At 67.9% G+C, this 24,343-nt stretch carries 13 protein-coding genes; 9 read left to right on the top strand and 4 right to left on the bottom strand.

Going from position 1 to position 24,343, the window contains the following annotated elements; genetic code table 11:
- Positions 1-88 precede the first annotated feature (88 nt).
- The gene (locus NO876_RS03435) at positions 89-2,479 is read left to right on the top strand and encodes a DEAD/DEAH box helicase (protein WP_256420589.1); all 2,391 of its coding nucleotides are present in this window, start codon (positions 89-91) and stop codon (positions 2,477-2,479) included.
- 42 nt (positions 2,480-2,521) lie between these two features.
- Here NO876_RS03435 and NO876_RS03430 read toward each other — a convergent pair whose 3' ends face one another.
- Positions 2,522-3,004: an HPP family protein gene (locus NO876_RS03430; protein ID WP_256420282.1), complete on the bottom strand. Its 483-nt coding sequence runs from the start codon at positions 3,002-3,004 to the stop codon at positions 2,522-2,524.
- A gap of 106 nt (positions 3,005-3,110) precedes the next feature.
- Here NO876_RS03430 and NO876_RS03425 point away from each other — a divergent pair, with 106 nt between their 5' ends.
- The 7 genes from NO876_RS03425 (at position 3,111) to NO876_RS03395 (ending at position 14,405) form a co-directional block, all read left to right on the top strand.
- Positions 3,111-4,283 (top strand): alpha-1 4-glucan-protein synthase, encoded by a 1,173-nt coding sequence (locus tag NO876_RS03425; RefSeq protein ID WP_256420281.1) that lies wholly within the window; start codon positions 3,111-3,113, stop codon positions 4,281-4,283.
- 355 nt (positions 4,284-4,638) lie between these two features.
- Entirely contained in the window at positions 4,639-6,123 is a 1,485-nt protein-coding gene (locus NO876_RS03420; protein ID WP_256420280.1) for an ATPase domain-containing protein, read from the top strand.
- Between the two features lie 15 nt (positions 6,124-6,138).
- A complete protein-coding gene (locus NO876_RS03415) occupies positions 6,139-7,905 on the top strand; it encodes a PAS domain S-box protein (protein ID WP_256420279.1) in 1,767 nt (588 codons plus the stop codon).
- Between the two features lie 240 nt (positions 7,906-8,145).
- Positions 8,146-9,327, top strand: a complete 1,182-nt coding sequence (locus NO876_RS03410) for an iron ABC transporter substrate-binding protein (RefSeq protein WP_256420278.1) — start codon at positions 8,146-8,148, stop codon at positions 9,325-9,327.
- Positions 9,328-9,352: 25 nt separating this feature from the next.
- Positions 9,353-10,966 carry an ABC transporter permease gene (locus tag NO876_RS03405; protein ID WP_256420277.1) on the top strand — a complete coding sequence of 538 codons (1,614 nt, stop codon included), beginning with the start codon at positions 9,353-9,355 and terminating at the stop codon, positions 10,964-10,966.
- Positions 10,956-12,176 carry an ABC transporter ATP-binding protein gene (locus tag NO876_RS03400; protein ID WP_256420276.1) on the top strand — a complete coding sequence of 407 codons (1,221 nt, stop codon included), beginning with the start codon at positions 10,956-10,958 and terminating at the stop codon, positions 12,174-12,176. Before NO876_RS03405 ends, NO876_RS03400 begins: the two co-directional genes overlap by 11 nt.
- 3 nt (positions 12,177-12,179) lie before the next feature.
- On the top strand, positions 12,180-14,405 hold the full coding sequence (locus NO876_RS03395; RefSeq protein ID WP_256420274.1) for a DUF7846 domain-containing protein: 2,226 nt from the start codon (positions 12,180-12,182) through the stop codon (positions 14,403-14,405).
- A gap of 53 nt (positions 14,406-14,458) precedes the next feature.
- Here NO876_RS03395 and NO876_RS03390 read toward each other — a convergent pair whose 3' ends face one another.
- From NO876_RS03390 to malA, 3 genes are all read right to left on the bottom strand, one after another.
- A complete protein-coding gene (locus tag NO876_RS03390; RefSeq protein WP_256420273.1) occupies positions 14,459-14,710 on the bottom strand; it encodes a hypothetical protein in 252 nt (83 codons plus the stop codon).
- 80 nt (positions 14,711-14,790) lie between these two features.
- Positions 14,791-17,268: a glucosylglycerol hydrolase gene (gghA, locus tag NO876_RS03385; RefSeq protein ID WP_256420272.1), complete on the bottom strand. Its 2,478-nt coding sequence runs from the start codon at positions 17,266-17,268 to the stop codon at positions 14,791-14,793.
- Positions 17,268-19,295, bottom strand: coding sequence for an alpha-amylase MalA (malA, locus tag NO876_RS03380; RefSeq protein ID WP_256420271.1), 2,028 nt, complete (start codon positions 19,293-19,295; stop codon positions 17,268-17,270). The genes gghA and malA overlap by 1 nt, the downstream gene beginning before the upstream one ends.
- 134 nt (positions 19,296-19,429) lie before the next feature.
- On the opposite strand from malA, the gene NO876_RS03375 reads away from it, so the two are divergent.
- Positions 19,430-23,980, top strand: a complete 4,551-nt coding sequence (locus NO876_RS03375) for a DUF7997 domain-containing protein (protein WP_256420270.1) — start codon at positions 19,430-19,432, stop codon at positions 23,978-23,980.
- Positions 23,981-24,343: the final 363 nt, after the last annotated feature.

Here is a 24,343-nt window from a genome sequence, read left to right as displayed (position 1 = left end):
CGGACGGAGACAGCCAGAGCGACCCGACCGTAACGGTGAGTAGCGTACCGCCCCGAAGGCGACTGTGACCGTGGACGAACGCGCGTCGATCGACGAACTCGTCGGCTGGATCGAGGATCGGCCGTACTACGCGAGGCAGATTCGCGATCACCGGTGCGTCGAGAGCCGCGCGGCCGACTACGTCGACGTCGACTTGGAGTCGCGACTTGCGAGCGCGCTCGCAGACCGCGGAGTCGACCGACTCTACCGGCACCAGGCCGATGCTATCGAGGCCGTCCGAGACGGCGAGAACGCGGTGCTCGCGACCCCGACCGCGAGCGGCAAGAGCCTCGCCTACACGGTCCCGGCGTTCGAGCGCGCGATGGACCACGGCGGCCGGACGCTGTATCTCGGGCCGCAGAACGCCCTCGTCGCGGATCAGCGGGAGACGCTCTCGGACCTCGCCCGCGGCCTCGGGTTCGGGAGTCGAGTCTCCGTCGAGGAGTACACCGGACGACTCTCCCAGTCCGAGAAGCGCGACGTCCGCGACCGTCGTCCGACCGTACTGCTCTCGAACCCGGACATGCTGCACTACGCGTTACTCCCGCACGCGCACCGGCTCTGGGACTGGTTCTTCGGATCGCTCGAAGCGGTCGTCGTCGACGAGATCCACGGCTATCGTGGCGTCTTCGGCAGCCACGTCGCGCTGACGCTCCGTCGGCTGAACCGGATCTGCGAGCGCTTCGGGAGCGACCCGCAGTACGTCTGCTGCTCGGCGACGATCGGCAACCCCGTCGAGCACGCGGCGCGGGTGACCGGCAGAGCGGAGGCGACGTTCCGGCTGATCGACGAGGACGCGAGCGCGACGGGCACGAAACACTGGCTGCTGTGGAACCCGCCGGAGTACGACGGCGGGGATGCGACCCCCGGGAGAGACGACGCCGGCGGCAGCGACGGCACCGACAGCAGCGGGAGCGCCTCCGACGCCGGCGGCAGCGGCCGCCGTCGGTCCAGCCACGTCGAGACGAAGAACCTCTTCGTCGATTTGGTATCCCGGGGGTTCCAGACGCTCGCGTTCACGCGGGCCCGACAGACCGCCGAGCGCTACGCCACCGAGAGCGCCTCGGACCTCAGAGAGCGCGGCGAGCACGACGCGGCCGCGTCGGTGACGGCGTACCAGGCCGCGCTGAACCACGACCGCCGGCGCGAGATCGAGGCGGGGCTGCACGACGGCTCGGTCCGCGGCGTCTGGTCGACGAACGCGCTGGAACTCGGCGTCGACGTGGGCGAACTCGACGCCGTGCTGATCGACGGCTACCCCGGCACGCGGATGTCGGCGGTCCAGCAGGCCGGGCGAGCGGGCCGCGGCGACGACGAGGCGCTGGTGGTGCTGGTCGGCGGCGAGGACCAACTGGATCAGTACCTGCTCCGACACCCCGAGGAGTTCTGGGACGGCGAACCGGAGCGGGCGGTCTGCGACCCCGAGAACGGGGAACTCCTCCCTGATCACGTCGCCTCGGCCGCGAGGGAAAACTGGCTCGAACCCGAAGACGAGCGTCACTTCGGTGAGTCGTTCCCGGACGTCGTCGCCGCGCTCGCCTCGGCGGGTCGGCTCGAACGCCGCGAGACCGACGAGGGACTCCGCTGGCTGTACGACGGCGACGGCAGCCCGCAGCACGAGATGAGCCTGCGGACGATCGAGCGCCGCGAGGTCGATCTGTTCGACTCCCGCTCGAACGACGTGATCGCGTCGCTGTCGTTCGCCGACGCCCTGCGCGACGCCCACGAGGGGGCGATCTATCACCATCAGGGAACGACCTACGAGGTGACCGAACTGGACCTGGATCGGGACACGGCGACGCTCCAGCCGACCTGGGCTGACTACTACACGCGCGTCCTCCACGACAAGACGATCACCGTCGAGGCCGACCGCGAGGCGAAGTCGCTGTCGGCCCGACCCGACACCGAGGTCCGCTTCGCCGAGGTGACGATGCGCAAGCAGATCACGGGGTTCGAACGGCGGGATCCGCGCCGCGGCGAGGCGATTGGTCGAGAAACGCTCGACCTGCCGGAGACGACCCTGCGGACGACCGCGCTGTACTTCACGGTTCCAGCGGACGTCGAACGCGAGATGCGCGAGGCGGGCGGCGAGTACGGTTTCAACGGCGGCATCCACGCGGCCGAACACGGGATGATCTCGCTGTTCCCGCTCTCGTTCCTCTGCGATCGAGGGGATATCGGCGGCCTGTCGACGCCGCATCACCCACACACCGGGCAGTCGACGATCTTCGTCTACGACGGCTACCCCGGCGGCGTGGGGCTGACCGAGAGCGGGTACGAGGAGGTCGAGACGCTGCTCGGCCGTACCCGGGACCTGATCGACGACTGCGAGTGCGCCGACGGCTGTCCCGCCTGCGTCCAGTCGCCGCACTGCGGCAACGCGAACGATCCGCTCTCGAAGGGGGAGGCCGTGCTGTTGCTCGACGCGCTCACGCCGTAACGGTGCTCGGCGCTCGTGTCGTAACCGACTCGGTCGCCGCGATCAGCGGCAGAGGCGACCCGAAAGCGCTCGGTCGACCGCCAGAAGCGACACCACCGACGGCAACACGACGACGAGCGCCTGGACCGGTTCGAGAAGCCCGAGCGCCACGATGAGCGTCGTCGCGCAGGCGGGGGGATGGACCAGATCCGTGAACCGCATCCCGGTCGTCGTGAGCGCCACCGCAGCGACGCCGCTCACGGCGAGCCACGGCGGGTCGAAGGCGAGCGGCGACGTCGGAACCGGCACGACAGTCGAGACGGCGAGATACGCGAGGAGACCGGCGACGACGCCGATCGCGTGCCCGCCGACGACGACGCGCTCGGTGGGACCCCGCCGAACCGTCGAGAGGACGAACGCGGTGGGACCGAGGCTCGGAAACACGGCCGGCGCGCCCGAGAGCCACGCGACGGCGGCCGCGACCGAGAGGAGCGTCCCAGCGCGGATCCCGACGGTGACGTCGTCCCACGCGTCTGTTTCGGACACGGATCCGGAGAACGTCTCTCGGGGAAAGAACGGCACGGTTTCGCCGTCCGCGTTGATCGACTCCAGAGCGATAGAACTTTTAGGGCGGCCTAAAGAGTAGCAGTCGATGAAGCAGGACGTCTGCGTCGTGGTGCCGACCATCCGCGACTACGACTGTATGCGGGCGTACTTCGAGAACGCCCGCGAGCACGGGTTCGACCTCGACCGACTGTTCGTTCTCCTCGTCACGGAGGACTTCTGCGACGTCGAGGAGATGGAAGCGATGCTGGAGGAGGAGGGCGTCGACGGCGCGGTCTACGACGGGTCGCGCCGCGAGGAATGGTTCGAGGACCGGGACCTCTCGTCGTTCTCGCACCTGATCCCGGCCGCGTCGCACGCCCAGACGAGTTTCGGACTGCTCTACATGTGGGCGCACGAGCGTTTCGAGCGCGGCGTGTTCATCGACGACGACACGCTGCCGCACGAGGAGTGGGACTTCTTCGGCCGGCATATGGAAAACCTCGACCGGACCGACGAGGTGGAGTCCGTCGGCTCGGACGAGCGATGGGTGAACGTCCTCTATCAGCGCGCCGACGAGCACGGCCTGTACCCCCGCGGGTACCCCTACTCCGCGATGGACGAGGACGTCGAGACCGATCGGCGGGAACTGACCGACGTCGTCGCCTCTCAAGGTCTCTGGACGAACGTCCCGGACCTCGACGCGGTCCGCATCCTGATGGACGGCGACCTGCAGGGGCAGGCACAGACCCGGACGGAGAAGGCGGACTTCGAGGGCGACTTCGTCGCCGAACCGGGCCAGTACCTCACTGTCTGCTCGATGAACCTCGCCTTCGAGCGGGAGGTCATTCCGGCGTTCTACCAGCTGCCGATGGACGACAACGAGTGGGAAGTCGGCCGCTTCGACGACATCTGGTCGGGCGTGTTCCTCAAGCGCGCCGCCGACGTCCTGGAGAAGGACGTCGTCAACGGCTACCCGCTCTGTGAGCACAACAAGGCCCCGCGACCGACGTTCGACGACCTGAACAACGAGGTTCCCGGCCTCGAACTCAACGAACACGTCTGGGAGGTCGTCGACGGCGTCGCCGGCGACGCGGACTCCTGGGAGGAGGCCGCCCGCGAGATGGCCCGGGCCTTCGCCGGCGGCGACTTCTCGGCGTGGAACAACGGGGCGTTCCTGAACCACTGCGGCGAGTACTGGCTCGACTGGCTCGACTGTCTGACCGAACTGCGAGCGACGGCCAACGAGGCGGACCGAGACGTGGCCGTCGCCGACGACTGATAGGAATTATCGTAAGTCCTCATAGAATTCTCGCCGTACCGTTCGGCGAGAATCTATGAACAGTTACGATAATTCCTATGAGACGGTTTATTCCCGTTTTGTATCGGAACCCGTAGTCGAGGAGTTGCACTCTCGGGGACACGGCTCCACCAGTCCCCGTGATCGGTGGCCTCACTGTCAGCCGTTGTCTCACCTGAAAGGACAGATAGAATATATGTTATAACCTGAATTTCTGCGGGGGTTCTCCCCGCGCCAGTCGGCCGGAGGCGAGGATACCGAACAGGTGACTGACCCGGTGGTATCACACGCAATAACGCGAGAAAACATTTAAATTCACCCTCTGGGAAAGGTGCTCGTGGGACGCGCTAAACCATCATTTACGCAGCTTTCGAGCGGTATCCCGGGGCTCGACTCACTGCTCGAGGGCGGCTTCGTGAACGGCCGGTTGTATCTGGTGGTCGGGGACCCCGGTACCGGCAAAACCCTTCTCGGTACGCAGTTTCTCAGAGCGGGCCTCGCCGCTGACGAGACGGTCCTGTTTATTCACGGAGAGGAATCCGTAGCCGACCTGCGGGCCAACGCCGCCGAACTCGACATCGACATCGACGGCGCGGAGTTTCTCGACGTGGGCCCCGAGTCCGATTTCTTCACCTCGAGTCAATCGTACGACATCGTCGACCCACAGGACGTCGAGGACGGGAATCTGGTTTCGGACATCCGCGACGCGATCGAGGAGCTGGATCCCGAACGCGTCCTGATCGATCCGATATCGCAGTTTCAGTACCTCGAACCGAGCGAATATCAGTTCCGGAAGCGGATCATCTCGCTGGCGCGCTTTCTCAAGAAGCGGGGCACCACCGTACTGGCGACCAAGACACCGAACGAGCAGATGGACACGCAGCTCCGGTCGCTCAGCGACGGTGTCATCGACCTCGAATACGAGAACCAGAGGGCGGGGCGTCGTATCTGCGTCCCCAAGCACCGCGGCGTCGGACAGCGAGACGGGAAGCACGGAATGGAGATCCGAGCGGGCGGGATCGAGGTGTATCCGGCGTTGGCCCCGGAGAGTCACGACCGTTCGTTCGAGCCGACGCAGTTCTCCTCCGGCATCGAAGCGCTCGACGCCCTGCTCGGTGGCGGCCTGGAACGCGGCACAGTGACGATCGTCAGCGGTCCGTCGGGAGTGGGCAAGACGACGACGGCGACGGAGTTCTTGTCCACTGCGGCGGCGAACGGTGAGGCGGCGATCGCGTACCTCTTCGAGGAGTCCCTGGAGACGTTCACGTACCGATCCGAGACGTTCGGGCACCCGATATCGACACTGCGCGAGGACGGATCACTACTCGTCGAGGGGGTGAATTCGCTGGCGCTTTCCCCCGAGGAGTTCTCTCACCGGGCCAGAACGCAGGTCGCCGAACACGACGCGGAACTCGTCGTCGTCGACGGGATCGCCGGCTACAAAACCGCGATCAAAGGAGACGGTAACAGCGTGGACCTACGTCGGCGTCTCCGGGCTCTGACGCAGTATCTGGTGAACACGGACACCGCCGTGATTCTGATCGACCAGCGGAGCGAGGTGACGGGGCTCCCGGAGGCGACCAGCGACAACGTCAGCTACATCGCCGACAACATCCTCTTCGAGAACTACATCGAACTCGACGGGGAGTTACAACGCCTCGTCGGCGTGCTGAAGAAACGCGTCGGCGGCTTCGAGACGACGCCGCGGCGCTACGAGATCACCGCCGACGGCCTCGACGTGGGCGAGTCGGTGTCGGGGATCCACGGCGTCCTCGACGGGATCCCCGACCGATCGAGCGAGCGATCACCGCCCTCACCCTAAGACGGACGACACAAGATGGCCGAAATCCAACTACTGCTCGCCGGGGCTGGAAACCGGCGCGCGATTTCGTCGCTCCTGGCGGACCGACATACGCCCGTCGTCGCCGACGAGATCCGTGACGTCCCGCTGTACTTGGTCGACGAGCCGTCCTTTCTGGAGCACCGAGACGCGCTGAAGCGGCATAAACGGGCGCAGGATCCCGTGTTCTGCCCGGTAGTCCTGATCCGACGCGAGAACGCATCGACCACGGTGACCTTGCCCGACATCACGACCAGCGAGCGCCCGCTCGTGGTGAACGAGGTGGTAACAGCTCCGGTCGGAAAACAGGCGCTCTTCCGGACGGTCTCGAACCTCCTCGTTCGCCGCGCGCAGACTGAGGAACTCGCCACGGACCTCCAAGAGCGGAACGAGCGTCTCAGAGAGGAACGGCGGAAGTATCAGACGCTCGTCGAACAGAGCGAGAGCGGGATCGCAGTCGCACAGAACGGCGAGTTCGCGTTCGCGAACGAGCGGATGAGAGAGATCGCCGAGCGGGACAGCCTGATAGGAGTGCCGGTCGAGAACATCGTCGCACCCGAGTACCGGACGGTCGTTCGCGACCGGTACAGAAAGCGTGTCGCGGGCGAGCAGTTACCAACACAGTACGAAGTCGCCATCGAGACGCCCGCCGGTGGACGCAAAGACATCGATCTCCGGGCCTCGCGGATCAGCTACGACGGCGCGCCCGCGGTGTTGGTACTGTTCCAGGACGTCACCCGGCGAAAGGAGCGCGAACGAGACCTCCGGAAGTTCGAGAGCGCGGTCGAACACGCCGGGCACGCGATCATCATCACCGATACCGACGGGACGATCGAGTACGTGAATCCGGCCTTCGAGGAGATGACCGGGTACGCGGCCGAGGAGGCGATCGGGGCGAATCCACGGATTCTCAAATCCGGCGACCACGGCGAGGCGTTCTACCGGGAACTGTGGCAGACGATCCTCGACGGTGAGGTCTGGACGAGCGAGACGGTGAACGAGCGGAAGTCCGGGGAACGAATCGTGCTCAATCAGACCATCTCTCCCATCCAGGACGCGGACGGGGAGATCAACGGGTTCGTCGCCATTCAAGACGATATCACGGATCATCGGCTGCGCGAGCAACAGCTCGTCGTCTTCGAGCGCGTCCTCAGGCACAACCTCCGGAACAAGGGGACGGCCATTAGGGGGTACGCGGACGTGTTGAAACGCTCGCTCGGGGACGAGGCGTCGACAGCGCATCTCGATGCGATCCAGGAGAACGTGCAGTCGCTCCTCGATATCAGCGAGAAGGCGCACCACGTCAGGCAGATCTTCACAGATCGGATCGAAGCGGACGGCGACTGCGCGCTGGAGTCGGCGCTCGAACGCCTCCGGGACCGCGTCGGCTCCGCGTATCCCGACGCCGAGATCTCTCTCGAAGGTGAGCTGGGACAGTCTGTCGAGATCGACGCGCGAGTGACCCCCGCCTTCCGAGAACTCGTCGAGAACGCGGTCAAGCACTCCGACGCCCCGTCGCCGCGCGTCGCGATCACCGTCGCCGTCGGTGACGCGACGGCGACCGTGACGGTCGTCGACAACGGATCCGGGATCCCCGACCACGAGCGTCGCGTCATCGAGGCCGGGACGGAAGATCCGCTCGAACACGGCTCCGGACTGGGGCTCTGGTTCGCTTACTGGCTCGTCAGTTACGTCGGCGGAGACATCGATATCCAGGCGAGCCCCGAAGGGACGGCGATCGGGGTCACCGTCCCGTTACGGTGATACCGTCCGGTGGTCCTTTGAGACGGGGGTTGTCCCCCGTGAAACCGAGAGTCCGTGGAGAACCACGTCGACAGCGTAGGTGGGCCACGGAGTCGGTAGTGAATCGGTACCAGTGGCTCGTCTCGCTTGTACTTTTCCGGGTCGAACGGCTACGGCCCGTCGCCCGGAGCAGTCGCCGTGTGCCGATAACACGTTCCCGAATCGGAAGCTATATACCTTTTAGGCAAGCCTAAATCAACTATGGACGAGTCAGATAGCGTGCCTCCCGGGCGGACCCGTCGCCGCTTCCTCCAGGCCACGGCTTCGGCCGGAATCATCGGCGTCGCAGGGTGCAACACGCCGGGTGAAGACGGGACCGAGACGGAAACCGAGACCGAGACGGCCGGCGGATCGAGCGGCGACTCCCCCGAGCAGATCGGATCCGGCAACTCCCCCTTCGGCGACCGCGAACTCTCGGGCGTCTCGATGTCGGAGATGCCCGATCTGGAAGGCGAACTGACGCTGTACTCCGGCCGCGGTGAAGCCCTGGTCGGCGAACTCGTCGGGTTCATCGAGGACCGCTACCCCGACCTCACGATCCGACCGCTCTACAACTCCGCCGCCGAATTAGTGAACCAGATCGAGACGGAAGGGCAGAACAGTCCCGCCGACGTGTTCTACTCGGTCAACGCCGGGGCGCTCGGCCGTCTCGCAGAGCGCGACCGAACGCAAACGCTCCCGCAGGAGGTCCTGGAGTTCGTCCCCCAGAACTTCCGCGCGCCCGACGGCTCGTGGATCGGAACCTCCGGCCGGGCTCGGTCGATTCCGTACAACACGAACACGTTCTCCGAGTCCGACATTCCGGACAGCATTATGGCGTTCCCGGAGACGGACGCGTTCGATGGGGAACTCGGCTGGGCACCCACGTACTCCTCGTTCCAGGCGTTCATCACGGCTATGCGGATCCTCGAGGGCGAGGAGGCCACCCGCGAGTGGCTCTCCGGGATGCAGGAACTCGGCGTGAGCCAGTACGGCGACGAGTTCCAGATCGCCCGCGCCGTCGCCGACGGCGAGATTTCCGCGGGGCTGACGAACCACTACTACATCCAGCGCGTGCTGGCCCGGCGCGGCACCGGGACGCCGCTGGGTACGGCGTTCACCCAGGGCGATGCAGGCGCGGTGTTCAACGTCGCCGGCGCGTGCGTCCTCGACACGGCCGCCGACTCCACGCTCGCCGCGAACTTCGTCCGGCATCTCCTCTCGGCGGAGGCGCAGGACTACTTCGCGCGCACGACCTTCGAGTACCCGCTCGTCCCCGAGATCGAACCGATCGGCCGACTGCCGACGATCGACGAGTTGAACCCGCCCGAGGATATAGACCTCTCACAACTCGCAGACCTCGAAGAGACGATCGATCTCCTGCGGGAGACGGGCGTCCTCTGAGGTCCGAGAGGTACACGGAAGAGTGATGGCCACAGAGCACCGGACGACGGCGGACGACGACGCTGGCGAGGCCGACGAGCAGACGCGACTCCCGCTCGGTGTCTCGGTCGCCGCGGCCGCCGTCGCCGCCGCGGTGATTCTGCCGGTGCTGTGGCTCGTCAAGACCGGTCTGGACGTCGGCTTCTCGGAGGCGGTCGCCCTCCTCACGCGCCCGACGACGCTCGAGGTCTTCGTCAACAGCGCGATCCTGGTCACGCTGACGACGGCCGCCTGCGTGGTCATCGGGGTACCGCTGGCGTACCTGACGGTCCGGACGGATCTCCCCTTCCGCCGCTTTTGGACCGTCGTCGTCTCGCTCCCGCTCGTGATCCCGAGTTACGTCGGCGCGTTCGCGTTCGTCTCTGCGTTCGGCCCGCAGGGCGGGTTCCAGCGCCTCCTCGCGCCGATCGGGATCGAGCGGATCCCCGAGATCTACGGCCTCGAGGGGACCGTGCTGATCCTCACGCTGTACACCTATCCCTACGTCTACATCACCGCCCGCGCGTCGCTGAAGTCGATGGACACGACGCTGATCGACGCCGCGCGGACGCTCGAACACGACCGCTGGGAGACGTTCAGGCGGGTCACGATCCCCCAGATCCGCCCCGCGGTCGCCGCGGGGGCGCTGCTCTCGGGACTGTACGTCCTCGCGGACTTCGGGACGCCGTCGATCATGCGCTACGACGTGTTCACGCGCGTCATCTTCGTCGAGTTCGGGACCTTCGGCCGCGACACGGCGACGTTGCTCTCCTTGCAACTGGTCGCGGTGACGCTTTTCATCCTCTGGCTCGAATCCCGAATCCGCGGCGAGGAGCGGACGACCGCGGGCGGGCGCTCGCGCGCGGTCGTGTCGCTCGGACGGTGGCGCTATCCGGCGATGGGATTCGCCGCCGCGATCGCGGGACTCGCGCTCGTCGTCCCGATCGTGATTCTGCTGTCGTGGCTCGGCACGGCCTCGTCGACGGTGAACCAGTCGCTGGCGTTCCAGTGGTCGTACGCGGCCAACTCCGTCGCCGTCGCGGCCGCCGCCGCCGCCGTCGCCGTCGTCGCCGCCCTCCCGGTCGCGTACCTCTCGGCGCGGTACGACGGCTTCCTCCCGACGGCGTTCGAGCGGATCAGCTACGTCGGTTACGCGGTCCCGGGCGTCGTCCTCGGCCTCGCGCTGGTGTTCTTCGGGAGCCAGTACGCGACGCCGATCTATCAGACGCTGTATCTGCTCGTGTTCGCGTACGTGATCCGCTTCTTGCCCCAGTCGGTCGGGTCGCTCCGGGCGTCGTTCCTCTCGGTCGATCCCGCGCTTCCGGAGGCGGCGCGGACGCTCGGGCAGACCTCCGCGGGCGCGTTCCGGTACGTCACGCTCCCGCTCGTCGCGCCCGGACTGTTCGGGGGCGCGGCGCTCGTGTTCCTGACGACGATGAAGGAACTGCCCGCGACGCTGCTTCTGCGACCGTCGGGTTTTACCACGCTCGTCACGCATATCTGGACAGCGTATGAATCGGGGTACTTCGGACAGGCGGCGGTGCCGGCGCTGGTCTTGCTGTTCGTCTCGGGGCTCTCGATGCTCGTGATTCTCAGACAGGAGGGATACGATGTCAAATAGCACGCACGCCGCGGTAGAGTCGGAGACGGAGCAACGAACGGAAACAGCGGCCGGCGACGGTCCGACGGACGCGGAGTCGCCCGGTGGACCCTCGGCGGCGGAGAGCGAGGGCGACGTCGTCCTCGAACTCGACGGTCTCCGGAAGTCTTACGGGACCGAGACGGTCGTCGAGGGGCTCTCGCTCTCCGTGCGCGAGGGAGAGATCCTGACGCTTCTCGGCCCCTCGGGCTGCGGCAAGACGACGACGCTCCGGCTCGTCGCCGGGCTGGAAAAGCCCGACGGCGGCGCGGTTCGGCTGAACGGCCGCTCGGTGTCGGGATCGACGTTCGTCCCCCCCGAGGAGCGCGGCGTCGGCGTCGTCTTCCAGGAGTTCGCGCTCTTCCCGCACCTCACGGCGCGCGAGAACGTCGCCTTCGGGCTGAAGGACCGACCGGACGAGGAGGTGCAAAAGCGGGTCGACGAACTGCTCGAACTCGTCGACCTCGCCGACCAGGGCGACAGCTACCCGGATCAACTTTCCGGCGGACAACAGCAGCGGGTCGCCCTCGCGCGCTCGCTCGCGCCCGAACCGGAGATCCTGCTCCTCGACGAACCGTTCTCGAACCTCGACGTCGACCTCCGCGTCGAGATGCGCGAGGAGGTCCGACAGATCATCAAAGAGACCGGCGTCACGGCCGTCTCGGTCACCCACGATCAGGAGGAAGCGCTCTCGATCTCCGATCGGGTCGCCGTGATGAACGACGGGCAGATCGAACAGATCGGCGACCCCGAGGGCGTCTTCCAGCACCCCGAGTCCCGCTTCGTGGCCGCCTTCCTGGGCTACGCGAGTTTCGTGCCGGGGTACGTCTCCGGCGACGTCGTCGAGACCGATCTCGGGACCGTCCCGCGCGATCAGATTCACGGCCTCGCGACCGAGTACGACCACACCCGGATCGACCTGCTCGTCCGCCCCGACGACGTGAGCGTCCGCCACCTCGACTGCGAAGGGGTGAATTCGAGCTGTGGCACGGTCGTCGCGCGCCGGTACCTGGGCCCGACGTTCCTCTACGAGGTGGAGCTCGACACCGGAGAGTCGATCCAGTGTATGCACAACCACGACGAGAACGTCCCCGACTCGGGCCCGGTCGACCTCGAACTCGACGCCGACCACGAACTCGCGTGGTTCCCCCGCGAACAGCGCCCCGAGGACGACTCCCGATACGGCGAGTGAGCCGTGTCGCGGCGATCCTTCGAGTCCCGACTCCGCTCGGTCCTTCACCGACTGCGCGCCGCTCCTCGCCTCGCTGTCGCCGCCTTCCGCTCCGTCGTCGCCGCCGGGCGTGAACGCCCCGAGCGCGTCCTCGCCGCCGCCCTCACGCTCGCAGTCGGCGGACTCGTCTACTTCCTCGCGGTCGACCTCTTCCCGTATCACTCCGTCAACGACGACGAGGGGGTCTACCTGTATCAAGCCGCGATGCTCTTGGAGGGAAAGCTGTTCCTCCGCCCCGGCGACATCCCCTGGGACGCGGTCAGACCGTGGTTCTTCGTCGTCGACGACGTCGGCGGCGAGATCCGGATGTACGCCAAGTACTCGCCGGTCGCGCCGGCCGTCTTCGCGATCGGTCGGCTCCTCGGCGACTGGAACCTCGCGCTGGGACTCGTCGCCGCGGGGACCGCGGGCGGCGTCTACCTCCTCGGATCGGCCGCGTTCGACCGCCGCGTCGGCCTCCTCGCGGTGCCGATCCTGGCGGGGTCGCCGCTGTTCCTGCTGACCTCGTCGACGTTCCTCTCCTACGCGCCGGCGACGATGCTGAACGTCGCCTTCGCGGTCGCGTACGTCCGCGCGGCGCGAACCGGGAGCCGACGGTGGGGCGCGGCGGCGGGGACGGCCGTCGGCCTGGCGTTCTTCGCCCGCCCGTTCACGGCGGTGCTGTTCGCGCTCCCCTTCATCGGCCACACGCTGGTCTCGCTCGGCGTGGCCTGGCGACGGTCGGGCTGGACGCCGGGCTTCAGAGACGTCCTCGGGCGGTCGCTCGCGGTCGCCGTCCCGGGCGCGGCGTTCGTCGGCGTGACGCTGGCGTACAACGCGGTCGTGACCGGCGACCCGCTGACGTTTCCCTACGCCGCGTTCGCCCCGAACGACGGCATCGGCTTCGGCACGCGGGAGATCCTCAACTACGAGCGGGCGTACACGCCGGAACTGGCCGCCGAGGTGACCGCGACGATAACCGAGTTCTTCTTCACCGAGTGGGTGGCCGCGGGACCGACCGGAACCGCACTCGCCGCCGTCGGCGCTCTCGCGGCAGTCTGGCGCGAACGCGGTCGGCTCCGGACCGCCGTCTCCCGGTTCGACCCCGCGGCGGGGATGGGCGACAGTGAGGTCGCGGCGGTCCTCTTCGCGGTCCTCCCGTCGGTGTTCCTCGGCGAGGCGTACTTCTGGGGCACGCACAACGGCCTCCGGAACGGCCTCATCGACCTTCTGGGGCCGTTCTACCACTTCGACGCGCTCGTTCCGGTCGCGGTGTTCGGCGCGGCGGGCGTCGCGTTCCTCGTCCGCGGCGCGGCCTCCGGCCTCCGCTCGGTGACCACGCGCCGTCGCGCCCGCATCGCGCTCCTCGTCGGTCTCGTCGCCTCCGCGCCGGTCGTCGCCTCGGCGGAGGCGGCCGTCCTCGACGACCCGTTCGCGGCGAACGAGCGGCGCACCGACAGTCTGGAAGCGACGTACGAACCGTTCGAGGATCAGGAGTTCGACGACGCCGTCGTGTTCACGCCAGACCCGTACGGCGACTGGCAGGCGCACCCGTTCCAGTACCTCCGCTCCGGCGGCGGCTACGACGGCGACGTCGTCTACGCGACCGACGGGGGCCCCGAGCGCGACCTCGCCGTCCTGGCTGCGACGAACCGGACGCCCTATCGCTTCACCTACCGGGGCGAGTGGACCGGCGCGTACTTCCCCGTGAATCCCGAACTCCAGCGGCTCCGCGTCCTCGACGGAGCGTCCGTTCGCGCGGTCACGACTGTCGGCGTCCCGGCGGAGGCGGCGAGCGCGAGCGTCCGCGTCGAGACGCCCGAGGGGTACGCCCGCTACAGCGTCCCCGACGCCGCGCGGACGAACGACACCGTCACCGTCGAGTGGACTATCGGGCCCGAGGCCGCGCGGGCGGAGAACCTGGAGTACGAGGGCGGGTCGCGCTTCAGCGACGTCCCGCTCGCCGACGAGGGCGCGGAGGTCGACCTCGTCGTCACGTTCGTCGGCGTCGGCGGTTCCAGCGTCACCTACAGACAGGAGGTCACCGTCGACGGCGACACCGCCGGCGAGGGGGTACGTGTCGTCTGGCCGCCCGAGACCCGCGTCTGCCGACTCACGACCGAGTGCGAGTACGAGGGGACCTGGGTCGGCCCCGACGGCGACTACGTCGACGGCGTCTCCGTCGAGATGGACGCGCGCGTCGCGTCGTGAGCGACGGGTCCCGAGGAAGCGCCTCGTCCGGGGATCTCGTCTCCCCTCGGCCGTCAGATCGGACCGGTGAAACCGACGTTGAGAAGTCCCTCGCGGATCGCGTATCGGAGTCGGTCGTCGAGCGGCATCTCCTCCCAGCCCTCGGGTCGCTGCGGTTCGGGGACCTCGTCTAACCGATCGACGAGGGACTCGTGGAGAAACCGCCCGTTCTCCCCGCAGTCGGGACAGGTGAGAACGATGAGCCGGACCCGATAGGGGCGTTCTTCGATGCGCCCGCAATGCGGGCAGACGTACGAATCTGTCACTACGAAGTCGTACGGACGGGGGTAACTCGTATCTGTGGGTTTCGAACGGCGCTCCGGTCGCCCGTCATACGATAGCCCGGTCAGGGGTCCCGCCGCCAGACCACCGCCGTCGCGTTCTCGAGCGTCACCGTGGATTGGGGGCCTCCCGCGCCGTCGGCCCCGGGCGCGACCAACGCGGGTTCCCACCCGTCCGTCGGGATCGGCGGCGCGTTCGCGTCCGCCGCCGCGTCGGCCGCCAGCGACTCGGGCGAGACGTCGACCGCGACGCCCTCCATGTTCGCCGCGAACAGGAGTTCCTCGTCGACGTCTGCTTCGGGTGGGGCCCGTCGGAAACCGTAATAGAGCACGGTTCCCTCGGTCGGGTGCCGGTAGGTGAAGTACTCGTCGTCCCGGAGGTCCCCGCGGAGCCACTCGCGCGCTTGCCGGAACTCTCGGGTCCGCAGGCGGAGCCGGATCCGTCGATCTCCCTGTTCGTCCCGCCAGTGGTCGAGCGTCGAGAACTCGTGGACGTCCCGCATCCACGCGTCGGCGTAGGCGTCGAGGTCCGCGGGGGAGAGGTCGCCGTCGCTCGGACCGAACGGCGAATCCAGCACCGACAGCATCGCCGCCGCCGCGTCCAGATCGGTGTCTGTGACGTCGACTGCGGCCGCCAGCGCGTTCATAAACGTCTGAAGGTCCGACAGCGACTCGAAGCCGAACGACTTCACGCGCTCGAAGAACGCCTCGTCGGCGAAGTCGGACTCTCGAACCTGCCAGTGGAGGAAGTTCGCCTCCTCGGCGACGACCTTGACCTTCCACGTGTCGTCGGTGTCGCGGACGAACCCCCACGGCGCGCGCATATTCGCGTGCGCGAAGTCCATCGGGACGCCCGGGAGAAAGGCGTGAAACAGCATCGAGGCGGCCGCGTTGTCGTAGGCCTCCTCCAGCGTCTCCGGGTGCGACTCGCCCAGGTAGGGGTTGATCGGCGACCGGGTGAACGCCGTCGTCGGATCGACCTGCGTGCCCCGGCGGACGGTGTCGTGATTCGCGACGCCGGTGATCCAGCGGCTACCGAACTCGCCGATCTCGCGGACGCGCCACCACTTCGTCGCCCAGAAGGTGAGAAGCGCCGGCGTGTTGTGGGCGAACGTGACCGGCGACCACTGGAACGCGTGCGGGTGCTGTTCGGTCAGCGCGCGGTACGAGGAGGCCAACTCCCAGTCCTCCCGGGGCCACGGTCTCCCGTCCTCGTAGATCATCCACGGGCGGTACTCGGTGCCGGCCACCTCCTGGACGACCCGGTCCATCTCCGCGAGGAACTCGTCGTCGTGGTACATCTCGCCGGTCTCGGGGTCGTAGGAGGTGAAGTCCTGTGCCCCGTCGACGCGGATCCCGTCCGCACCGAAGTCCATCTTCCGGCGCTGGAGTTCCAAGAACGCCGCGCGGGCGGTGGGCTCGGTGTAATCGAGGTGCTTGCCGTACATCCCCGGTCCGAGGACGAACCGGTCCGCGAGGAGTTCCGCCCCGCGGTCGTCGGCGTGCCCCAGCGCGACGTCGAAGACCACCTTGATCGGCCGCGGAAGCCGGTGACAGGCCGCGATGAAGTCGACGAGTTCGTCCGGGCGTCCGGACTCCAGTAGCCCCGGGTTCGGGGCCGAGAACGCCGACACGACGATGTCGTAGCCCCAATTGAGCGGTTCGGGACGCGCGACGGTGGCCCGTAATTCCCCCTCCGTCGCCGCTTCGACCCGCCAGAACGTGTGCGAGTCCTCGCTCTCGGTGAGCGGTTCGACGGGCATCAGTTGCAGGGCGTCGTAGCCGACGAAGTTACGCTGCCAGGCGTCGAGGTCGCCGTCTCCTCGCTGCGCTTCGCCGATCGATTCGTAGACCGCGGCGAGGCCGGCTAGCGACCCGCGGTCCGTGGCGGTTCCGGGGTGGATCTCGAGCATACTCGTCGCGGGTTCGATCCGCGGGAGGCCGTCGTCCTCCGCGGTCGCGACGCGCTCGGCGTCGGTTCCGAGCGCCTCGAAGTAGTTCCGATCCGCCCGCGTCTCGTCGAGCCGGTCGATGTCGTAGAACTCCGCGGGCGCGAACGGGCCGAACGGGACGGAGTACGCGAACGGGTCCGCGACGGTCTCCACCGTTCCCTCCTCGGACCGGTACGTCAACCGGTAGAGCGATCCGAGGCGCTCTCGTGTCCCCGGACGCATTCCGTCGACGACGCCCCAGTGGTACTCGCCCGCCCGCTCCAGCGAGACGAGCGAGCGGTCGAAGGTCACCTCGCGGGCGTCCGCCACCCCGGGATCGAGGTCCTCGGGCGGAGTGAGTATCTCCAGAAACACCGCCGACTCGGGGACGCCGGCCTCGACGAGGTCGGGCGTCCAGAAGCCAACCGCGGCGTTCCCCTCGTCCGTCAGGTGCGCACCCAGCCGGGTCGTCAGTTCGGTCGCGGCCGCGAAGTCGTCCTCGTGACTCGATTTCACCGCCCGGTGCCACGCGAGCAGTTCCGCGGTCGGTTCATCGAGCGATCGACAGGAGGGCGAATCCGAACGCCGATCCGGGGCCGAGTCTCGATTCATCAGGCCGTCCGGAAGACCGCGACGTCGTCGACTTCGAGGCCGTCGGCGGTCGCAAGCGACTCGCCCGAGACGAGGTCGGTGGCGTCGACGTCCAGTTCGTCGAGCGTCACCGTCGCCGGCGACTCGCCGAAGTTCAGCGCGCAGACGTAGGTTTCGCCGTTACCCTCTCTCGCGAAGGCGACCGCGCGGTCGGTGTCGGTCCCGTACTCGATGCGCTCGATCGAGCCGTCGGGACCGAGCGTGGGGACCTCCTCGCGGAGCGCGACGAGTCGCGCGTAGTGTTCGCGGAACTCCTCGCGTGCGTCGTCCCAGGCGATCGCGTCCCGGCGGCCCCGCTGGCCGAGTTCCTGGCCGCCGTAGAGCATCGGGACGCCCGGGAGAGTCACGAGCGCGCCCGCGGCGGCCATCGCGGCGTCGTCACCGCACTCGACGAGGTAGCGCGTTTCGTCGTGGTTCTCGATGTAGAGCATGAACGCCGCGTGCGGGGGAAAGCCGACGGCGGTGCGCTGTTCGACGGCGTCGACGATCGACTCGGCGGGGGCGTCGCCGCGGCCGACCTGCCGCAGCGTGAAGTACAGCGTGGTGTCGAAGTGCATATCGAACATCCCGTCGTGGAAGTCCGCGATGTACGGGATGGTCTCGTCGAGGAGCAGAAACTCCGGATCGCGGGCCTTCACGCGGTCCCGGAGTTCGCGCCAGAACGTGTCGGGGACGGCCCACGCCATGTCGCACCGGAAGCCGTCGGCGACCTCGAACCACGTGTCGACGGCGTCGAGGAGGTGCCGGCGGACGGCGAGGTTCTCGAAGTTCCAGTTGGCGATGTACTCCCAGTCGAAGTACGTCTCTGGCTCGCCGTCCTCCCGCCAGTCGTACCAGTCGTAGTACTCCGAATCTGGATTCTTATACGCGTCCCGAAAGAACGGGTGATCGCGGGCCGAGTGATTCAACACGAGGTCGAAGAGCACCTTCATCCCGCGTTCGTGCGCGGCCTCGACGAACCGTTCGTAGTCCTCGCGGTCGCCGAGGTCGTCGGCGATACTGAAGAAGTCCGTGATGTTGTAGCCGTGGGGCGCGTGGTCGTTTTCCAGCACCGGCGTCAGCCACAGGCAGTCGACGCCGAGGTCGGCCAGGTAATCGAGCCGTGTCTCGATTCGCTCGAAGACGGACTCGTCGGACCCACCCTCCCCATCGCCCGCGAACCCGCGGACGTAGATCTCGTAGAGAGTGACTTCCGTCGCCCACTTCGGAGGGTCGTTCGGGCGGACGACCTCGAATCCCGTCTCCCGGACCGCGCCCCCGTCCGCCGCGTGGGCCTCATCGGCGACCGTGAGCGCGTTTCCCGACCCACTCCCGTCCGGGAGGGCCTCTCGAACGAACTCGATCGTGTCGGGGACGCTGTAGGCGTCTGCGACCGCGACGGCGTGGATCCGTACGCGATCGCCCACGGCGGCGGTCGGAATCCGGAGCTCCCAGCCCTCGGTCTCGATTTCGTCCGCGTCGACGTTGTCGCGGTCGTCGAGCAGGAACTCGACCACGATGTCGTCGCGGTCGGTGTCGCTGTCGGGGTGCGGCTGCGGGTCGGCCCGGACGACGAGTTCGTCGCCCTCGATCGATCCGCGAAGTTGTATCCGCGGGCGACCGCTGCCGCCGCCCTCGGAGTGGGTGCCCGACCCCGATCCCGAGACGCCGCCGGTCTCTCCCTGCGGACGGGCCGATCCGCTCTGGTGGCCGCTGTAGCCACTCGCGCCGCTCGCACCGGCGGTTCGACCCGCGGGTGCGAGTTCCCCCGGGAACGCCCTGACAGTGAGTCGGTGCGTTTGATCCGGTGCGTTGAGTTCGAGCTGGTAGGTGCCCGCGGCGTCCGGGACGAACTCCACGACCGCCTTCTGTTCCGGAAACTCGATCGTGCTGCTCGCCGGCGCGCTCCGTACCCGCCAGTCGTACGTCGCGTCCGGGTCGGGGTCGCGGGGCGCGAGCTGGACGGATTCGCCGACGGCGACGAACCGGGGGGGGCCTGGATGATCCATATCGGTTCGAACGGGACGTCGGGACTTTGTCTTTGCCCCGCTGTGGCTGTTTCTAGCCATCTATCGTGTGGTATTCCGAATCGCCGGGACCGTTTCCGCCAATACTTATGTCCTGGGGGCTCTGGTCCGTGTGTATGAGACTACGGACCGTGCTGAACGAATACAAGCGCGACCGCGGTGGGCGGTTTCCCGGGGAACTGCCCACGACCGAAGGCGCGCTCTCCGGGCACGGCGACCGGCTCGTTCACGTCGGGAAACACGGATCACTGCGGGACTACTCGTCAGCGCTGTCGGGGCTGTACGGGATCGATCGCTCCCGATTCGCGATCGAAGCCGACGGCGAGATCCGGTGGTTCGACGACCTCGAACCGGTCAGACAGCACTACTACCGCGAGACGAGCCTCGTCGAAACCGAGTACGACGCCGGATCGTACACCGTCCACCAGTACGACCTCACGCTCGGGCGGGCCCACGTCACGCATGTCGAACTCCGCGGGGCGATTCCGACTGACGCCCATCTGACCGCGTTCCTGACGCTCGCACCAGAGGGCCGCGAGACGCAGGTCGGCCGGCTCATCCACGAGTCAGGCGGCCCGAACGACACGCAGGCCGTCGAGGTGTTCCACCGGAACGAGCACGACTACGTCACCGCCTCGACGGGGGTCGACGACGTTCGCGGCCAGGTCCCCGAGCGGTTCGAGGAGATGCTCTCGGCGGACGCCTTCGAGTTCCCGCGTGACGCCGTCCTCGATCGGTACGAGGACACTCACCTCAGCGGCGATATCGTCGTCTCCGCGCCGCTAGAACAGGAGGGCCGCGGCGTCCAGACGACGCTCGTCACGCAGGTGTCCGATCACGACGAGGTCGACCGGGAGACCGCACTGGCGGATCTCCGGAACTGTGCGCTCTCACACGCCAGTGCGGACGACATTCGAGCGGCCGCTCGGGAGCGAGCGGAGATCGTCGTCCCCGAGGGGACGCCCCGTCAGCAGTCCGTCCGTTCGGACCTGCGTGCACTCTCGCTGCTGACCGCACCGTCGGGGGCACACATCGCCGGCCCCGAGTTCGATCCGTTCTACACCCACACCGGCGGCTACGGCTACACCTGGTTCCGCGACGAGGCCGAGAGCGCGCGACACCTGCTCCGAAGCGACGACACGCTCGGTCTGGACGCGAGCTCGCGGCTCGCGAAGATCGGTTCGTTCTTCTGTGAGACCCAACTCGACGACGGATCGTGGCCGCACCGCGTGTGGGCGATCGACGGCTCGCTGGCACCCGGCTGGGCGAACGCGCGGATCGAGAACTCGGAGGACCCCGAGTACCAGGCCGATCAGACCGCCAGCGTCGTCACCTACCTCGCGACGCTGCTGTCCGAGCGCCGGTCCGATCTGACCCCCGACCAGCGGAGTCGGTTCCGCAGCGCCGTTCGAGACGGGATGGACGCGCTCGACGACGACCTCGAAGCCGACGGACTCCCGGCGGTGTGTCAGAACGCCTGGGAGAATATGGTCGGTCGCTTCGTCCACACCGCCGCGACGTTCCTGCAGGCGTACGCGACGGTCGCGGAGGCACCCGTCGGCGACGCGCTGTCGGAACACGCGACCTCGCAGGCGGAGGCGGTTTTCGAGGGTCTCGACCGGCTCTGGGACGACGACTACGAGGTGTACGCGCTTCGGGCGCGGGACGGTGGCCTCGACTCGCGACTCGATTCGGGATCGTTCGCCCTCGTCGAAGCGTTCGCCGCCTACGACGAGGTCGGCGCGCTCGACGGCCTCTCCCCGAAGGCGTTGTCGCGGCTCGAAACCCATATGCGGACGGCGCTCGAGGATCTCTATCGCGAGTCCGACGACGGCGAGGTCGCGGGCCTGATTCGGTTCGAGGGCGACTACTGGCGCAGCGCCGACCAGGACGACGAGAAGGTGTGGTCGGTTTCGACTGCCTGGGGCGCGAACGCCGCCGCCGGGTTGGCCGCGCTGCTCGACGCTCACGGCCGGGCGAGCGCGGCCGAGACCTTCCTCGAACACGCGACGAGACTGTACGCTTTACTGGGTCGTGACGGCTCGTTCTGTTCCGGGGCGGGGTACCTCGCCGAGCAGACGTTCGACGACGGCACGCGCGACAGCGCGACCCCGCTCGCGTGGTCGCACGCGATGCGCCTCAGAGCCACGGGGAGGCTCGCGTCCTACGACGCGCTCCCGGCACCGAAACCCGCACCCTCCGGTCCCACCGGGCGACCCCGGTGGACGACCGGCGAGAAGTACGGCGTCGGGACCGTCGCCGACCACACCGAGGACGATCCCTCTCGGGTCTGGTTCACGCTCACGGAGGGCTCGCTGACGGAGGTCCGGTTCCCGCGCGTCGACCTGATGAACCTCCGGACGTTCGACTTTCTGGTGGTCGACACCGGCGACGACGCGACGTACACGGCGCGGACGCACAACGAGACGCGCCGCGACGACGACGCCGACACGATCGAACGCCGGGCCGAGATCGTCGACGACGACGCGCTGTTGTTCCGGCACGTGATCTCCGAGACCGGCGACGGTCGGGGTCACGAGTGGACGTTGACCGCGGAGTACGTGACCGATCCCGAGCACGACGCGCTGCTCGTCGACGTCGGGTTCGAGGCTGCCGACGACAACGAGTACGAACTCTACGCCGTCGCCGACACCTCGCTCACGAACACCGGATCGACCGACCGCGGTCTCCGACTCGGCGGGTCGGCGGGGTACCAACTCGTCGCTCGCGACGCCAGCGCGTACGATCAGGGCCAGGACGTCGAACCGCTGCTCATCGACGAGGACGGCACCGAATACAGCGTCGCGGCCGCGATGGCCGCGGCGGGCCGCTTCGACTGGGCGACCGTCGGCGTCGCCGGCTCGGAGTACCTCGCGGAGTTATTCACGGACGGTGTCGCACCCACACCGGTCGACAGCGTCGACGACGAGAGCGTCGTGCTCGTCGGTCGGATCGGGACCGGGTCGGCGGTCGCCCAGCGGTTGGCTCTCGGATTCGCCGAAGACGCCGACACGGCGGCCGCGCTCGGCGAGGCTGCCGGCGCACTCAGCCGCGGCTACGAGACGGTCCGCCGCGACTACGTCGACTCCTGGGACGACTTCCTCGCGGACAAGGAACTCCCGGTATCGGTCCTCGACGACGAGTCCCTCGCGAAGCAGTACAAGACCTGTCTGATGTCGCTGCGAGCCGTCGAGGACAAGACGTTTCTGGGGGCCGGAATCGCCTCGCCGTCGGTGCCGTGGGGCGAGGCCGTCACCGCCGAGGAGGCGAAAGGCTACGGCTACAACTTCGTCTGGTCGCGCGACCTCTATCAGGTGTTCACCGTCTTCGAGGCGGTCGGGGACCTCGAAACGGCGCGCCTGGCGCTGGAGTACATCTACCGCTACCAGCAGGACGATCGCGGATTCATCCCGCAGAACACCTACCTGAACGGGCGGGCCCGGTGGGGCGGCGAGCAGATGGACAACATCTCGTTCCCGCAGGTGATGGCGTGGATGCTCCGGCAGCGTGGCATCGAGTTCGAGGACGCCGAGTACGGCTACGAGAACGTCAAACGGTCGGCGGACTACGTCGCACGCAACGGCCCGCCGACCGCCCAGGAGCGCTGGGAGGAAGAAGCCGGTTACTCGCCGTCGTCGATAGCCGCCGAGATCGCCGGACTGGCCTGCGCGGCTGACATCGCGACCGATGAGGGAGAGACCGCCGACGCGCTCATCTGGCAGTCGCTGGCCGACGACTGGACCGACCGCGTCGAGGAGTGGACCGCGACGGAGACCGGAACCGAACGGCACACCAACACGCCGTACTACGTCCGGATCACCCGCGACGGCGATCCCGACGCCGGCCACCTGCGGACGCTCGCGAACAACGGCCCGACGCTCGACGAGCGGGAGATCATCGACGCCGGCTTCTTCGAACTCACCCGACTGGGAATCAAGCCCGCCGACGACGAGGTGATCCGCAACTCGGTCGCGGAGGTCGACGGCACGCTCCGCGTCGATACGCCGCACGGACCGGCCTTCTACCGGTACAACGGCGACGGATACGGCGAGCGAGCGGTCGACGAGGAGGGCGCGCCGTGGTCGATCGAGTCGAAGGGGAAGGGACGCCTCTGGCCCATCTTCACGGGCGAGCGCGGCGAGTACGAACTGCTCTACGGGACCGACGAGGAGGCGCTCGAACCGCAGAACATGCTGGAGACGATGGCCGGGTTCGCCAACTCCGGTCGGATGCTCTCCGAGCAGGTCTGGGACCGCGAGCACAGCACCGAGTACAACTGGGCGTTCGGCGAGGGCACCGGGGCGGCGACGCCGCTCGCCTGGTCGATGGCGCAGTTCGTCAGACTGGCCCACAGCATCGACGCCGGCCGCCCGATCGAGATGCCGTCGGTCCTGCGCGAGCGCTACGCCGAGGGCGACCGCCCGGCGGGACCGCGACTCCAGGTCAGTACCCGATTTATGGGCGACGAACTCGTCGTCTCCGGCCGGACCGACGCCGCCGTCGTCGCGGTCAAGACGCCCTCGGAGACGGCGCTCGTCGAACCCGTCGAGGGGTCGTTCGAGACGTCGCTCGACATCGAACACGGGGAGAACCAGATCACTGTCGCGGCCGCCAGCGACGAGGAGTTGCGGTCGGCCGGGACGAGCGTGACGCGATTCACGCTGTGAGGTCGAGGCGGTGCGAGCGGATAGTGCGACGGGGCGGGACAGTACGACGGGGCGGCTGAAGTCCTCTCGTCGACGTCGACGCGACCCGCTCGGCGGCGACAAGGTGAGGGCGAACAGTCGGCACGGTCGCGAGCGACTATCGGCCGGCTCCGACGTTCGACCGACGATGCCGTTGTCGCCCTCGTGATCCCGCGCCGGTGTGCCGAACAACCGCGGAGCGACGCGGGGTAGGACTCAGATCACGGGACGACTGGCCGCTCCTTCGTATATAAGGATCGGGGGGGCGACAGAGTTGCTTCGTCGATCGACGGATCTCGATGCCGTTGAGCGGCCGCGTCGCTTTTGCGTATCCTGCTCGTCTCT

It is taken from the genome of Halobellus rarus (assembly GCF_024494595.1).
GTDB lineage: Archaea > Halobacteriota > Halobacteria > Halobacteriales > Haloferacaceae > Haloquadratum > Haloquadratum rarum.
The sequence above is the reverse complement of the archived record's forward strand: the minus strand, read 5'-3'. Positions and strand labels throughout refer to the sequence as shown.